Annotated in this window: 1 pseudogene; it reads right to left on the bottom strand. The window is 61.7% G+C overall.

The features are described 5' to 3' along the window. Positions 1–337 (bottom strand): annotated as a pseudogene (locus tag EOB49_RS36810) (DNA ligase); the annotation flags it as partial.

The raw sequence follows: 337 nt of genomic DNA, 5'->3' as shown, positions 1-337 counted from the left end.
TCGGGCTTGTCGGCGCCCCTCGGTGGCGAGCCTTTCCCCTCTTGCACCTTGGCATAGAGGCGTTCCCGCATGGCTTTGGTCAGGGCGATGTTTGCCGAGCCGACGTAGCGGCGTTCCGCATCGCGGGTTGCCATCAAGGCGAGTGGAGCCGAACCGGGCGTTCGCTGCACGCCTGCAACTTCAAAGTCGACTTCCTCATAGCATTTCGTTTTCACCCAGGCTTCGGTGTCGCCTGACCGATAGCTGCTCTCTTCCCGCTTCGACACCATGCCCTCTAGGCCAATCCGATCAACCGCGGCATAAAAGTCAGCCCCGCCGCCATGCACATGGTGGCTGT

Source organism: Mesorhizobium sp. M7A.F.Ca.MR.148.00.0.0 (genome assembly GCF_003997735.1).
Classification (GTDB): Bacteria; Pseudomonadota; Alphaproteobacteria; order Rhizobiales; family Rhizobiaceae; genus Mesorhizobium.
The sequence above is the reverse complement of the archived record's forward strand: the minus strand, read 5'-3'. Positions and strand labels throughout refer to the sequence as shown.